Origin of the sequence: Sinorhizobium prairiense, from assembly GCF_029201645.2 — a bacterium.
GTDB lineage: Bacteria > Pseudomonadota > Alphaproteobacteria > Rhizobiales > Rhizobiaceae > Sinorhizobium > Sinorhizobium meliloti_A.
In genome coordinates this window covers 2,229,728-2,243,400 of the sequence record NZ_CP104131.1, presented here as the reverse complement: position 1 = coordinate 2,243,400, position 13,673 = coordinate 2,229,728, and the positions used below count along the sequence as shown (strand labels likewise).

At 64.6% G+C, this 13,673-nt stretch carries 12 protein-coding genes and 2 pseudogenes; 5 read left to right on the top strand and 9 right to left on the bottom strand.

Annotation, left to right across the window (positions count from 1 at the left end; translation table 11 throughout):
• Position 1: 1 nt before the first annotated feature.
• Both N0Q91_RS13505 and N0Q91_RS13500 read right to left on the bottom strand, forming a co-directional pair.
• On the bottom strand, positions 2–931 hold the full coding sequence (locus tag N0Q91_RS13505; RefSeq protein ID WP_018094426.1) for a histone deacetylase family protein: 930 nt from the start codon (positions 929–931) through the stop codon (positions 2–4).
• Between the two features lie 62 nt (positions 932–993).
• On the bottom strand, positions 994–1,962 hold the full coding sequence (locus N0Q91_RS13500; RefSeq protein ID WP_275596641.1) for a zinc-dependent alcohol dehydrogenase family protein: 969 nt from the start codon (positions 1,960–1,962) through the stop codon (positions 994–996).
• A 13-nt stretch (positions 1,963–1,975) separates the two neighbouring features.
• Between N0Q91_RS13500 and N0Q91_RS13495 the strand changes: the two genes are divergently transcribed.
• On the top strand, positions 1,976–2,377 hold the full coding sequence (locus tag N0Q91_RS13495) for an acyl-CoA thioesterase (RefSeq protein ID WP_100669187.1): 402 nt from the start codon (positions 1,976–1,978) through the stop codon (positions 2,375–2,377).
• Here N0Q91_RS13495 and N0Q91_RS13490 read toward each other — a convergent pair.
• The 5 genes from N0Q91_RS13490 to N0Q91_RS13470 form a co-directional block, all read right to left on the bottom strand.
• On the bottom strand, positions 2,365–3,558 hold the full coding sequence (locus tag N0Q91_RS13490) for a thiolase family protein (RefSeq protein WP_275596640.1): 1,194 nt from the start codon (positions 3,556–3,558) through the stop codon (positions 2,365–2,367). The two genes, N0Q91_RS13495 and N0Q91_RS13490, sit on opposite strands and share 13 nt — an antisense overlap.
• Positions 3,542–4,783, bottom strand: a complete 1,242-nt coding sequence (locus tag N0Q91_RS13485; RefSeq protein WP_345774907.1) for a class I adenylate-forming enzyme family protein — start codon at positions 4,781–4,783, stop codon at positions 3,542–3,544. Before N0Q91_RS13485 ends, N0Q91_RS13490 begins: the two co-directional genes overlap by 17 nt.
• A 258-nt stretch (positions 4,784–5,041) precedes the next feature.
• Positions 5,042–5,605, bottom strand: coding sequence for a biotin transporter BioY (locus tag N0Q91_RS13480; RefSeq protein WP_275596639.1), 564 nt, complete (start codon positions 5,603–5,605; stop codon positions 5,042–5,044).
• A 31-nt stretch (positions 5,606–5,636) separates the two neighbouring features.
• Positions 5,637–6,242: a CbiQ family ECF transporter T component gene (locus tag N0Q91_RS13475; protein WP_275596638.1), complete on the bottom strand. Its 606-nt coding sequence runs from the start codon at positions 6,240–6,242 to the stop codon at positions 5,637–5,639.
• Positions 6,236–6,916, bottom strand: a complete 681-nt coding sequence (locus tag N0Q91_RS13470; RefSeq protein WP_275596637.1) for an energy-coupling factor ABC transporter ATP-binding protein — start codon at positions 6,914–6,916, stop codon at positions 6,236–6,238. The genes N0Q91_RS13475 and N0Q91_RS13470 overlap by 7 nt, the downstream gene beginning before the upstream one ends.
• 132 nt (positions 6,917–7,048) lie before the next feature.
• Here N0Q91_RS13470 and N0Q91_RS13465 point away from each other — a divergent pair.
• A pseudogene (locus tag N0Q91_RS13465) lies at positions 7,049–8,247 on the top strand (winged helix-turn-helix domain-containing protein).
• 102 nt (positions 8,248–8,349) lie between these two features.
• Positions 8,350–9,765, top strand: coding sequence for a metalloprotease TldD (gene tldD, locus N0Q91_RS13460; protein WP_275596636.1), 1,416 nt, complete (start codon positions 8,350–8,352; stop codon positions 9,763–9,765).
• Positions 9,766–9,853: 88 nt separating this feature from the next.
• Here tldD and N0Q91_RS13455 read toward each other — a convergent pair.
• Positions 9,854–11,079 (bottom strand): annotated as a pseudogene (locus N0Q91_RS13455) (serine hydrolase); the annotation flags it as partial.
• Positions 11,080–11,290: 211 nt separating this feature from the next.
• Here N0Q91_RS13455 and N0Q91_RS13450 point away from each other — a divergent pair.
• Entirely contained in the window at positions 11,291–12,349 is a 1,059-nt protein-coding gene (locus N0Q91_RS13450; protein ID WP_275596635.1) for a polysaccharide deacetylase family protein, read from the top strand.
• Positions 12,350–12,372: 23 nt separating this feature from the next.
• On the opposite strand, the gene pdxH is transcribed toward N0Q91_RS13450, so the two are convergent.
• Positions 12,373–12,993: a pyridoxamine 5'-phosphate oxidase gene (gene pdxH, locus N0Q91_RS13445; protein WP_018094438.1), complete on the bottom strand. Its 621-nt coding sequence runs from the start codon at positions 12,991–12,993 to the stop codon at positions 12,373–12,375.
• A 140-nt stretch (positions 12,994–13,133) separates the two neighbouring features.
• Here pdxH and N0Q91_RS13440 point away from each other — a divergent pair, with 140 nt between their 5' ends.
• Positions 13,134–13,589 carry an RT0821/Lpp0805 family surface protein gene (locus tag N0Q91_RS13440; protein ID WP_198516561.1) on the top strand — a complete coding sequence of 152 codons (456 nt, stop codon included), beginning with the start codon at positions 13,134–13,136 and terminating at the stop codon, positions 13,587–13,589.
• Positions 13,590–13,673: the final 84 nt, after the last annotated feature.

Genomic DNA, 13,673 nt, shown 5'->3' with positions numbered 1-13,673 from the left:
ATTACCCTCTCATCAATCTCAGGATATGCAGACCGGCCGACTCGGCCAGGCCTTGCAAGTCATAGCCGCCTTCGAGCAGGCTGACGATGCGGTTGCCGGCGCTCCTGCCGGCAACGTCAATGAGACGACCCGTCGCCCAGTCGAAATCTTCGCCGACCAGATTGATCTGGGCCAATGGATCGCGGTGGTGGGCGTCGAAGCCGGCGGAAATCAGAAGAAAATCGGGCCGGAAATTTTCAAGCGCGGGCAGCACGCGCGAACGGAAGGCATCGCGGAAATGCTCGCTGCCGCTATTGGGCGAAATCGGCGCATTGACGACATTGTTCCTGACGCCCGTCTCGTCCTTGGCACCGGTACCGGGATAGAGCGGTATCTGATGCGTGGAGCAGAAGAGCACCGACGGGTCGTCCCAGAAAATGTCCTGCGTGCCGTTGCCGTGGTGGACGTCCCAGTCGACGATGGCAACGCGTTCGGCACCATGCGCCGTCTGCGCGTGGCGCGCGGCGATCGCTACATTGTTGAAAAAGCAGAAGCCCATGGCCCTGTTCTTCTCGGCATGGTGGCCGGGCGGGCGGGCTGCGACGAAGGCATTGTCCGCTTCGCCCGCGAAAACCGCGTCGACAGCCGCCACAGCACCGCCGATGCCGGTCAACGCGGCCTCGAGGCTTTGCGGGCCTGCATAGGTATCGGCCTCGAGCTGGTTGATGTCCTCGTCCGGAATGTCCCGCTTGATTCGCAGCAGGTGCTCTTCCGTGTGAGCGAGCAACACCAGATTTTCGTCACCCTTCGATGCCTCGACCCGCTCCAGATCCGCGAAATTCGGATGCTCCAACGCAAGATTCAGGGCCTTCAGCCGATCCGGCCGTTCGGGGTGCCCTTCCGGGACCTCGTGCTTCAGGAAGACCGGATTTTCGTAGAGATGCGTGGTCATCCGGCGAACCTAGTGCGCATGCCTGTCAAAATCCATGGCGCGCGACGCGAAACTGCCGATTTTCAACAGCGCGGATCGAGCAGGATCTTGCCGTCGCGATCCGGGTCGGCCTGATGCGCAAGGGCGTCGGCAAGCCTGCTCAAGGGGTAGGTGGCGGCAACAGGGCTGGTAAAGAGGCCGCTCTGCAGCCCGGCGAAGCTGCGCAGGAAAGCGGCTTCGAGTGCCTCCCGGCCGGCGGAATGCACCCAGGTTCTCAGCCAAAGAAAGGCGAAACGTATGTCGGGCCGGCCGCTGATCGCCGTCTGAGGCACGGGTGCGCCGCTGAGCGCTCCATATTGGATGAAGGTCCCGCCGGGGCGGATGGACCGCCCGATCAGCTCGCCCGCCAGCGCGCCGCCGACGGCATCCAGCACCGCATCGAATTGGCTGTCCATGAGGAGATCGCCCCTGTCGGCCACCAGGATCCGGTGTGCCTCGCCGAGACGGCCGCGTCTCCTCTCGCTGCGAAGCATGGCCGTCGGCACCGCGCCTTCGAGCGCAAGCAGCTTCATCAGCATGCCGCCGATGGCAGAGCCCGCAGAGGTCACGCCGACATCCATGCCCTCGAGCGATCCGAAATGCTCCCGCAGCGCTTCGACAAGCCTCAACGCCGTTAGCGGATTGACATAGCTCATCGCCGCCTGTGCGTTTTCGATCCCGTCCGGCACGCGAAAGCACCATTCGGCAGGTCGGAGGAGGAATTGCTGCCAAAGTCCGCTCGCGCCGATCGGGACGACCCGATCTCCGGCCTTGAAGCCTTGCACGTCCGGCCCGACGCGCCTGACGATGCCGACGCCCTCGAAGCCGGGGACGAAAGGCAGGACGGTGCGCGCGCTGTAGGCGCCCGTAACGGGGATCAGGTCCGAAGGATTGATTGCCGCGAGCGATATCTCGACCTCGACTTCGCCCGCGCCTGCGGCAGGGCGGGGTGCGTCCACGAGCTCGATGACTTGTCCGGGGTCGCCAAACTGTCTAACGAGTGTGGAGCGCATCGGGGAGCCTCGCATGGACGGCACAGAGCGGGAAAATGTCACGGAAGTCCGCATTCCGTTCCGCGATATAGACATGCACGGCCATATGCACAATGCGGCCTATTATGCGCATGCGGAGGCCGCGCTTGCCAATCTCTGGCGGCACCGGCCGGCAATCGCGGAAGAACCGGCCTATCTCGTCCGCCGCTCCGCCTGCATCTTCCATCGTGGTCTGCGCTTCGACGATCCCGCGCGCTTTACGGTGACCGTCGCGAAGATCGGCGGCAGCTCCATAGGTTTTGCCGTGCGCGTCGAGACCGGCGACAAACTTGCCGCCGAGGTGGAGATCGTCTGGGTGGCCGTCGACCGTGCCCGCCATCAACCGGTACAGGTGCCGGCCCCAACCCGGGAATGGCTCGCCGGCTATGCCGCCTGATCCGGTCTGCAGCTGCTGAAGTGGGCGGCGATCCCCATGCCGCCGCCGATGCCCATCATGGCCAGCCCTTCCGCCGGGGAGGAGGCCGCGAACATCTGCGAGAACAGCCGGACGACGAGAATGGCGCCGGAAGCACCATAAGGGTGGCCGAGCGCGATCGCGCCGCCGTCGCTGTTGACGCGTTCGGGTGCGATATCGAGCTGGTCGAGGCTCCCGAGAACCTGCGAGGCGAAGGCCTCGTTGAATTCGATGAAATCGACGCGGGCCACATCGAGCGCGGGATTGCGCGCGCGAAGCTTCGCCATGGCGGGGACGGGGCCGAGGCCGAGCAGCTTCGGTTCGACGCCGGCCGTCGCCGCATCGGTGAAGACGAGACCGAAGGCGACACCGCGCCTGCGCGCCTCCGCGAGGTTCGTCATCAGTACCATCGCCGCGCCGTCATTGACCGGGCATGCATTTCCGGCGGTGACGGTGCCGCCAGCAACGAAAACCGGCCTCAATCGCGAGAGCGTCTCGGCAGATGCGTTTGCGCGAGGGCACTCATCCCTTGCGACAGGCCCTGATGATGTCGGCACGGGCACGATCTCGCGCGAGAACCGGCCTGCCGCTTCGGCCGCGACGGCGCGTCGGTGGCTTTCGAGCGCAAACCGGTCCTGCCGCTCACGCGAGATGCCGCAGGCCGTGGCGACGTTCTCCGCTGCAACGCCCATATCCGGATCGCCGATCGAATCGGGCGCCATCCGCGCGCGCTGGACCGGCTGTGGCTCTTCGCCGCGCGTGAGCGGGGGCCGAAGGCGGATATGCGCGCGACTGGCGCTCTCGGTGCCTCCGGCAAGGTAGAAACCACCCGCGCCGGCCTGGATCTGCCGAGCCGCAAGGACGATCGCCTCCAGCCCGGAGCCGCATTGACGGTCGACGGTGACGCCCGGAATTGCGACTGGCAATCCTGCCTCCAGCGCGGCGAGACGTGCGAGATTGCCGGCACTGTTGGCGGCATTGCCGACGATCACGTCGTCGATCTCTGCCCGGTCGATGCCGGTATCCGCAATGATCCTTTCGATCAGCAAGGCGGCAAGGCTTGCAGGCTCGATCGCGGCAAGGCTGCCGTTGACGCGGCCGACCGGCGTTCGCAGTGCGGCGATGACGACCGGGGTGCGTTCGGGGTCAGAGGAGGCGTTCAAGGGCACTGTTCTCCTCCGCGATCCATTGCCGAAGCTCTCCCGCCGCGACCTTGCCGGAGGCGGTCATCGGCATCTTCCGGCAGAGCCATATCCTGCGCGGGCGCTTGTAGCGCGGCAGGGCGGCGGCAAGATGACGTTCGAGTGCCGCATGATCGAATCCGGCGCCGGGCTCGATCACCGCCGCAAGCTCGCTGCCGAGATCCGGATGATCGAGACCGAAGACAAGGGCCGCGTTCACGCCGCCGGCTCCCTGGATCACGATCTCCACCTCCGATGGATAGATGTTGTTCCCGCCGGAGACCACCATCCCGCCCGCCCGGCCGATGAGGTGCAGCGTGCCGCTCTCGTCAAGGAAACCGAGGTCGCCGACCGTCGCGAGCTTTCCTTGCCGGCGGAATCCCGCTCCGTCGCCGCCCGCGATGTAACCGTCGGATATGAGCTCGCTTTCGACGAAGATCGTGCCCGTTTCTCCTGCGGGAAGGCGCTCGCCTTTCTCGTCCCGGATCTCCAGGCGAACGCCGGGAAAGGCCTTTCCGACTGCGGTCGGCGTGTGCCTGTCCGTCGGCCGGGAAACGCTGATGAAGCCGAGTTCCGAGGCGCCGTAATATTCCGTGACCTGAGCCTCCGGAAAAGCCCGTGTCGCCGCTTCCCGATCCGCCGGCGTGAGCTTGGCTCCGGCGACGGTAATCCGTCTGACCGATGTCAACGGCGAACCGGCCGCGCGCTCGCAGAGCCGCCGCAGCATCGTCGGCACCAGCACCAGCCGTTTCGCTCCGGTGGCCGCGATCGTGGCCAAAGCCTGATCTGCCTCGAAGTGCCGAGCGCCCACGAATTCCGCTCCGGCCGTCAGGGTTTCCGCAAGCGCGTAAAGCGTCAGGCCGTGCGCCAACGGTCCCGGCGCGTAAGTCGTCGTCTCCGGCCCAAGCCCGAAAAAGCTCTGCCCGGTCTCAAGGCTCGCCCGCCAGGACCGGCGGTCGCGGATGATCGCCTTCGGATCGCCGGTCGTGCCCGACGTGAAGACCATGAGAAAGGGATCACCGCCGCAGCCGGGGGGATTGCGGGCGGCGCGTCGGAGGCGCCTTGCAGCAGACGGCTTTGTCCTGCCGACGGCACGTCGATGCGCAAGAGATCGCGTTCGGCGCGGATGACGATCTCCGGCCGCAGGCGCTCTTTCATCCGTTGGCGCGCGATCTCCGGCAGATGCGGGTCGATCAGGGCGGCGCAATGGCCGGCCGCGGTCGCGGCAAGGAAAGCGGCGGGAAAAAGCGGGTGATTTCCCGTTTCGAGCGCGACCAGCCGCGCGCGCCCGGAAAGTATGCTTTCTTCTGTCGCCTGTGCACCCGTGCGGTGGATGGCCGAGAGGATGCGTCCGGCCTCCGCGGCAAGGTCGCCAAAGGTGAAAACCCGGCCTTCCATGCGGAAGGCCGGGGAATACGGGCGTTCGCTCGCATGGATCGCGATTGCCTCGGAGAGCGGCACTGCGTCAGACGCGCGCCGGCAGCAGCGGATAGCCGGCGTAGACGGCCCGGGCGGCGAGCGTCGCGATCGCGGCCTTCAACAGGTCGCCCGGAATGAAGACGAGCGAACCGGTTGCGGCGGCCATCAGAGGCGTGCCGGTGACGGCAGAGAGCCACGGAACCCCGATCCCATAGAGCACGACGATGCCGCCGAGGACCGAGGCGAGGAAGAAGCCGACAAATTGGCGCGCTTCCGAATTCGTGGACTGGACGAAGCGCTCGGCGATCAGCCCGGTAACGAAGGCGGCAACTGCCCAGCCGAAGATGAACCCGCCCGAGGGGCCGGCCAGGACGGCGAGTCCGCCGCGGCCGCCGGAAAGTACCGGCAGTCCGATCGTGACGAGCAGGATGAGCAGGAGAAAGGCGAGGGCGCCGCGCTTCGCGCCGATGATGCAGCCGGCGAGCATCACGCCCATAGACTGCGCCGTGATCGGAACGGGAATGAAGCCGAGCGTGATCGGCGGTACGAGGCCGAGCACGACGATGATGGCAGTGAAAAGCGCAACGAGGACGAGATCTCTGGTGTTCATATAGCCCTACCTTTTATTAGAAAAAGCGAATTTATTGACGGCGAAATCCCCTCGCGTCAATGGCGGCCGCGATCGTGTCCGCATCTTTCAGCGTCAGGATGATCAGCGGGCCGATGATGGTCAACGGCCGGACCGGCAGCCCGCGTGCCCGATGCGCTTCGGCGAGTGCCTGATACCGGGCGAAGATGTCGGGCACGAACCGCAGCACGAGCCCAAGCGCCAGACCGACATCTGCCGCCCTCAAGAGACCGAGGCGCTCCAGCGGCTTCAGGAGGATCGTTACCTCGTCCATGAAAGCGCCGATCGTCGTGGTCGCCGTGACCGCGGCTGCAAAGAGGACGAGCGCCATCAGCCGCAAGACGAGCGCCGCGACTTGCGGCACGGGAACGAGGAACAGATTGACCGCGGCAAGGATCAGAATGGTGAAGAAAACGAAACCGACGCGCGACAGCGCTTCGCGCGGTTTCAGCCCGAGCGAGAGGTAAAGCCAACCGCTGAGGAGAAAGGCAGGCAGCAGCAGGAAGGGTGAGTCCGTCGCGAAGAGCGCGATGCTCAAGACGGCGAGCGCGACAAGCTTGGCGCGCACCGGCACGCGGTGAAACCAGCTTCTTCCCTCGACATAGAGGCTCGTCAGCATCCGGCGACCTCGTGATAGCGCCGGATGGTTTCGGTCGGCCCACCGTCGGCAACAAGGCGGCCCTCGTGAAAGAGCAGGACCCGTTCGGCGCTCTCGGCCAGCGCCAGATCATGGGTGATGACGATCGTGTCTTCGTCGAGCGTGTCGATCGTCTCGGCGACCATCCGGCGATTTCTGAGGTCGAGCTGATTGGTCGGCTCGTCGAGGATCAGAATTTTCGGGCCGGTGACGATGACGCTTGCCATGGCGACGAGTTGCGTTTCGCCTCCGGAAAGCTCGTGCACCCGCCTCCGTGCGAGGTGGCTGACGCCGAAGCGTACAAGGACTGCCTCGGTCCGCGACGAGATCTCATGCGCAGGCAGCCCCCGGTTCTTGAGCCCGAAGGCGATATCGTCGGTGACGATCGGCATGATCAGCTGGTGCTGCGGATTTTGAAAGATGAAGCCGGCTTCTGCGAGCACTGCCCTGTCGTCCTCGACCGTGTCGAGGCCGTTGACCTTGACCCGTCCGGTCGTCGGCTTGACGAGCCCGTTGATCAGCCGTGCGAATGTGGTCTTTCCGGAGCCGTTGAGACCGATGACGCCGACCCGCCGCTCATCGAGGGCAAGGCTCAGAGGTTGAAGCGCGACCCGTTCGCCGAAGCTGACCGAGCAATCGGTAAAGCGGATTTCCAAGCGTCGGTCCTCGCGATGTTTTGCGTGATCGCTCTATAGGACAAGTCGATCGTAAAGGGCAATGTAGTGTAAACAACACGTCTGTTGCCGACTCACGTTTGAAACTTGGGAATAAAAGCCTACTCTCTGTTCATGACGATTCGCCTTTCCAATCGCGATGCCCGGCGCATCTTTCTCGCCAAGCAGGGGCTCTCGGCCGCGCCGCATCGCGCGCTCGGCAAGGACGGCTTGCTGCAATTGATTCACGACATGGGTTTCGTGCAGGTCGACAGCATAGCGACCGTCGAGCGGGCCCATCATCAGATTCTCTTTTCCCGCAATCAGACCTATCGCCGCGAGCATCTGGCCGAGCTTCTCGAAAAGGACGGCGAGCTCTTCGAACATTGGACCCACGACGCTTCGATCATACCGAGCACCTTCTTCGTCTACTGGAAGCATCGCTTCAAATGGGAGAGCGAAACGCTCCGCGAGCGCTGGCGCAAATGGCGCGGAGAAGACTTCGACGCGGGCTGCGAGGAGACCTATGCGAGGATCGCGAACAATGGCGCCGTCATGGCGCGCCACCTTAAGGAGGACGGCCACGAATCCGGCGGCTGGTGGAACTGGCACCCGTCGAAGACGGCACTCGAGGTGCTCTGGCGCCAGGGCAAGCTTGCGATCGCCCGGCGCGAAAATTTCCAGAAGGTCTATGATTTGACGGAACGCGTCATTCCGGCTCGCCATTACGACGGCGAGGTCGCGCATGAGGAGTTCATCGACTGGGCCTGCCGCAGCGCGCTCGAGCGGCTGGGCTTCGCCACCCACGGCGAGATCGCCGCCTTCTGGGATCTCGTATCGCCGGACGAGGCGAAGGACTGGGTCGCTGCCCATCGGGACGAACTGTGCGAGATCGTCATCGAATCTGCCAATGGCGGCAAGCCGCGCCCGTCCTTTGCGTTCGCCGGCTTTCCCGACGGGCTCGGCGACATTCCCGACCCGCCCGCCCGCGTCCGGGTGCTGAGCCCCTTCGATCCGCTGCTGCGCGACCGGAACCGGGCCGAACGGCTCTTCGATTTCTTCTACCGTATCGAGGTTTTCGTACCGGAGCCGAAGCGGGAATATGGCTATTATGTCTTCCCCTGCTCGAAGGCGACCGGCTGATCGGCCGCATCGACATGAAGGCCGATCGCAAGCGCGGAAGCCTCGACGTTCGGCGCCTCTGGCTGGAGCGCGGCGTCAAACCCTCTTCGGGCCGGATGGAAAAGCTTATGGCCGAACTCGACCGCATCGCCCGCTTTGCCGGCGTCGAGCAGGTCAAATTGCTCGATGGCTGGAACGCTGCCCTTTCCTGACCGATTTTCCGTGCTTTGTTTTTTCTTGGCTTGCGGGCCGGCGCTCCCTAAATGGAGCCAGTAAGTTTCACGACCCAATCCTTCACGGCAGGGAGCAGAACCATGGACACCAACCTGATGAGCCTCTTCGATGCGGACGAGGCGACGGTCCGCAAGGTTCTCTCCGAGACGCTTGCCGGCGCCGATGACGGCGAACTCTTCCTTGAGCATGCGCAGGCGGAGGTGCTTTCCTTCGACAATGGCCGTCTGAAGGGCGGGAGTTTCAACACCGACCAGGGCTTCGGTCTGCGGGCCGTCGCCGGCGAAGCCGTCGGCTATGCCCATGCCGGCGAACTGTCGCTTGCGGCCCTGAAGAGGGCAGCGGACGCCGTGGAGCAGGTGACCCGAGGCTATTCCGGCTCCTACGCGGCAGCCCCGCAGCGCACCAACAAAAAGCTCTACGGCGACGAGAACCCCATCGGCGAGCCGAGTTTCGAGACGAAGGTCAAGCTGCTTCAGGAGATCGACGCCTATCTGCGCGCCAAGGAGCCGAAGGTCCGCCAGGTGACCGCGACGCTCGCGGCGAGCTGGCAGGTCGTGGATATTCTGAGAGCCGACGGGCACCGCGTCCACGATGTCCGGCCGATGACGCGGATCAACATCTCCGTCGTGGTCGGCGAGGGCGACCGCCAGGAAAGCGGCTCCTTCGGTATCGGCGGACGGCGCGGCTTCGGCGATTTCATAACCGAGGAAAACTGGAAAAGCGGGACGGAAGAGGCTTTGCGGCAAGCGCTCGTGAACCTCGAGGCGATCGATGCGCCGGCCGGCACCATGGATGTCGTGCTTGCCTCCGGCTGGCCGGGCGTCATGCTGCACGAAGCCGTCGGCCACGGCCTGGAGGGCGATTTCAACCGCAAGAAGACCTCCGCTTTCGCCGGGCTGCTCGGCGAGCAGGTCGCTGCGAAGGGCGTGACGGTCGTCGACGACGGCACGATCGAAGCGCGGCGGGGCTCCATCTCGATCGACGACGAGGGAACGCCGTCCGGCTACAATGTCCTGATCGAGGACGGCAAGCTCGTCGGCTATATGCAGGACCGGCAGAACGCCCGTCTGATGGGCATGGAACCGACCGGAAACGGCCGCCGCCAGGGCTACGCCCACGTGCCCATGCCGCGCATGACCAACACCTACATGCTTGCCGGCGACCGCACGCCCGATGAAATCATCTCGTCGGTGAAGAGGGGCATCTATGCCGTCTCCTTCGGCGGCGGCCAGGTCGATATTACCTCAGGCAAATTCGTCTTCGGCTGCACCGAGGCCTATCTGATCGAGAACGGCAAGGTCGGAGCGCCCGTCAAGGGTGCGATGCTGATCGGCAACGGTCCGGATGCGATGAAGCGGGTGACGATGGTCGGAAACGATACGAAGCTCGATACCGGCATCGGCAATTGCGGCAAGGCCGGCCAATGGGTGCCGGTCGGCGTCGGCCAGCCACACCTGCGCATGGATCAGATCACCGTCGGCGGCACGCAGGCCTGACAACGTGCCCTCATCTTTGTGCTTGTTACGGATGTGAGGGCAGCCGCCACTGCGGCGGGGGAAGCGTTCTTTCAGCTGTTGCGGACTCACCCCCATCAGGAAGCAGGACGCAGTCATAGGACCGCTTCTTCAGGATGCTGCAGGCGGTCGTCGCCGCTTCGCGACTGGCGAAGCCTACGAAACCTACGCGATAGGCTCCGCCCGAGCCTGCGGCCTCGGTGTGGGGGCGGCGCCGAGAAGGGCCGCGCCGCCAGCCGATTGTGCCTCGACGAGCATCTTGCGCGCGCCTTCCGCGGTCGGTGCGGAGGAAATCTGAATTCTCCAGCCGCTCGCCGGTGGTTTCGTGCCCGCGGCCGCCACTGCGGTTGGCCGGTCCGCCGGGACGATAGCTTCCGTCGGCGCTGCGGCGACAGCTTCGACCGGGGGCTGGGTACCCACATAGGACAAGGAAACGCCGGGCAAGCTTGCCACGTCGGCCAGGCGGGGTGCGCGTGCCGCTGCGATCATCGGGCGTCCGGGCGAGGAGACCCTGCCCAGGTGCTGGTCGAGGAGCGCCGCCATCTTCTCATCACGGCTTCGCGCGCTTCGCCCGCCGAGCACCACGCCGATGATGCGGCGGTTGCCGTCGCTCACCGCGCTTACGAGATTGTAGCCGGAGGCCCGCGTGTAGCCGGTCTTGATGCCGTCCATCCCCTGGTATCGATACATCAGATTGTTGTGGCCTCGGATCACACGGCCGCGGAAGGCGAAACTCTGGACCGAGAACAGGCGGTACTCGCGCGGATAGTGTCGCATGAGGGCAACGGCGAGCCGCGCCATATCGCGAGCCGTGGTCACCTGTTCGCTTGCCGGCAGACCCGAAGCGTTGACGAAGAATGTGCGGTTCATGCCGAGCTGGCGCGCTTTTGCGTTCATCATTCTCGCAAAGCCTTCCTCGGAACCGCCAAGCCGTTCGGCCATGGCTGCCGCCGCGTCGTTGGCCGAACGAATGATCATGCCGTAGACAGCCTCTTCGACGGTGATCGTTCCTCCGGCCTTGACGCCGAGCTTCGTCGGCGGCTTGCGTGCAGCGGTCACGGACATGGGCACAGGCGTTTTCCAGGCGATCTGGCCGCGGTGAAGCGCTTCGAAGGTCATGTAGAGCGTCATCATCTTGGTGAGAGACGCGGGATGGTGGAGCGTGTCGGGGTTTTCGGCAGAGAGAACCCGGCCCGTCCGAGCGTCGACGACAAGAGAGGCGTTGCCTGCCATTGCCTGAACGGCACCGAAGAAAAGCACGGCGATCGTCGCCAGAGCCAATCGAAAGCTCGTCATCGAACTCCCCCTCATAGAGATGTGCGGCCGATATCGACGCGGTACGCTGTTTTGACAGGCTCGAGGCGTCGTTGCAACCTCGCCGCACAAAAGGCGGCCCGCTCTTTCGCGCCGCCCGGCCGATTCAGCAAGGCTTAACCCCGCAGAAGTTACCGTCCGGGCCGCAACGCCCATCCACGCTCGACAGGACGATTTGAGAAGACGGAAGAAGATGAAACACGGCTTTGCGGGTTTGGTCCGCTACCATGCCAAGCGCGCCGCTATCACCGGCGGGCTCGAAGCTGCGCATCTGCTTGCGCGGGCACGGCTGATGGGGGCGGCCCGCGGGCGCGGGGCGATCTTCACCCTGCACCATGTTCGCCCGAGGGTTGCGCGGGCTTTCGATCCCAACGCCCATCTGGAAATCTCACCGGAATTCCTCGAAGAGGCGATCGTGACTTTGAAGCGGGACGGCTATCGCTTCATCCCGCTGGACGACCTGCCCGCCTGCCTTGCTTCCGCCGATACCCGGCCCTTCGCCTGCTTCACTCTCGATGACGGCTACCGCAATAATCTCGATCACGCCCTGCCGGTCTTCGAGCGCCACGGCGTGCCCTTCACCGTTTTCGTCACCGCCGGTTACATCGACCGCAGCCATACGCTCTGGTGGGAAACGCTCGCCGATCTCCTGTCCGTCTGTCGCAGGTTTCGCTTCGATTTCGGCGCAGGCGAGGAGGCGGTGGCGAGCGAAAACCTTGCGCAGAAGCAGGCCGCCTTCGATCGGATCGCCGCTTACGTCCATGGCAGCGATGAGGCCCATGCGCTCGCGACACTAAACAGGGCCGCGCAGGAGCACGGCATCGATCCGCTGGCCATCACCGAGCGTTTGACGCTGGATGAAGTGGGTCTTCGGAGCCTGGTCCGAAGCCCGCTTGCGAGCCTCGGCGGACACACGATCAGCCATCGCGCACTTGCGCGGCTTGGCGACGACGAGGCCAGCCGCGAAATCTCAGCCTCCGCCGAACGCGTCGGGACGATCACCGGTCGCCGGCCCACGAGCTTCGCCTATCCCTATGGGGACAGGCTCGCGGTTTCGCCCCGCGATCATCGGCTGGCGGCGGAACTCGGTTTTGCCGTGGCGGTGACGACGCAGCCCGGCATGCTGTCCGAGGCCGCCAATCCTCATGCGCTGCCACGCATTTCGCTCAACGGCCATTTCCAGGCCGCGCGCTATGTGACCGCGCTCGGTTCCGGCATCCCGTTCCGGCTCTTTGCCCGCCAGGCAGCTTGAGGCGCGGTGGCAGCGTCTTTCCGTCAGGGATACATCCGCACTTTCGTCCAACCGCCGTCCGGCGTTTCGCGGCGGAACTCGACACGGTCGTGCAGCCGGAAGGGACGGTCGTGCCAGAATTCGATCGACAGTGGACGGATGCGGAATCCGGACCAGTAGTCCGGACGTGGAATCTCGCCGATCGCATGCCGCGCCGTGTATTCGGCGACGGCCTTCTCCAGCGCAAAGCGGCTTTCGAGCGGCCGGGACTGCTTCGATGCCCAGGCGCCGATGCGGCTGCCGCGGGGCCGGCTCATGAAATATTCGTCGGCTTCCTGGTCGGAGACGACTTCGACCGGACCGCGCAGACGCACCTGGCGGCGCAGCGATTTCCAGTGGAAACACAGGGCCGCCTTTGGGGTCGCAAGCATTTCCCGGCCTTTCTGACTTTCGAAATTCGTGTACAAGACGAAGCCGCGTTCGTCGAACCCCTTGAGCAGGACCATGCGTACATTGGGCATGCCATCCGGGTCGACGGTCGCAAGGGCGACGGCGTTCGGATCGTTCACCTCGCTCTTTTCGGCTTCCTTCAGCCATGTGCCAAAAAGGGAAAAGGGCTCGCTTGCTTCCGTGAAGTCACCGGTTGTTAACTCGTTCGCGGTCATATTGTTTTCCAATGCCGTGTGTCTGGCGCGGGAACGCTTCGGGATGAGCCGAGTGGCGTTTCCGCATCGTAATAATGTCAGAGCCTGCCTGCGGACTTCCTTGGGACGTGGTGCGCTCTGGCGAGTCTGACAGGAATGCCGTGCAAGACATAGCAAAGCGGAACGATGGCAAGAAGGGTCTTTCCTTCGCATTGCTGCGCAGCGCGGCAATTTGCGTGACGATTCTCGCCCTGCCGGGGTGCATGGGCGCGGGCCTCGACGTCTTCGGGGGATCGGGCGTCGATCGTTCGGTCTCGACCGGAACCGTGCCGGTGGCGAAGACATCCGACGGCCTTTCCGATGCCATAGCCGTGCGCGACCTCGTTACCGCTGCCGACATCAGTCAGGGCAAGGACAGCACCATCCCCTGGGCAAATGCAAATTCCGGCAGCGCCGGCGTCATCAGCAGCATCCAGGAAGACCATGCCTCGGGCATGCGTTGCCGCCGCTTCACGACGACCCGGCACTCCTTCGAGGGCATTGCCAAGTTCGATGGCAACACCTGCCAGCTCGGCAACGGGGAATGGTACCTGACGAGCTTCGGCCCGCGGAGCTGAAATCGCAGGTTAACCATATTGCCGCAAAGCGGCCGGCGAAGCGTCCCGGACGATGTTTTCGGCACCGCGTCCCCGCTTCCGACT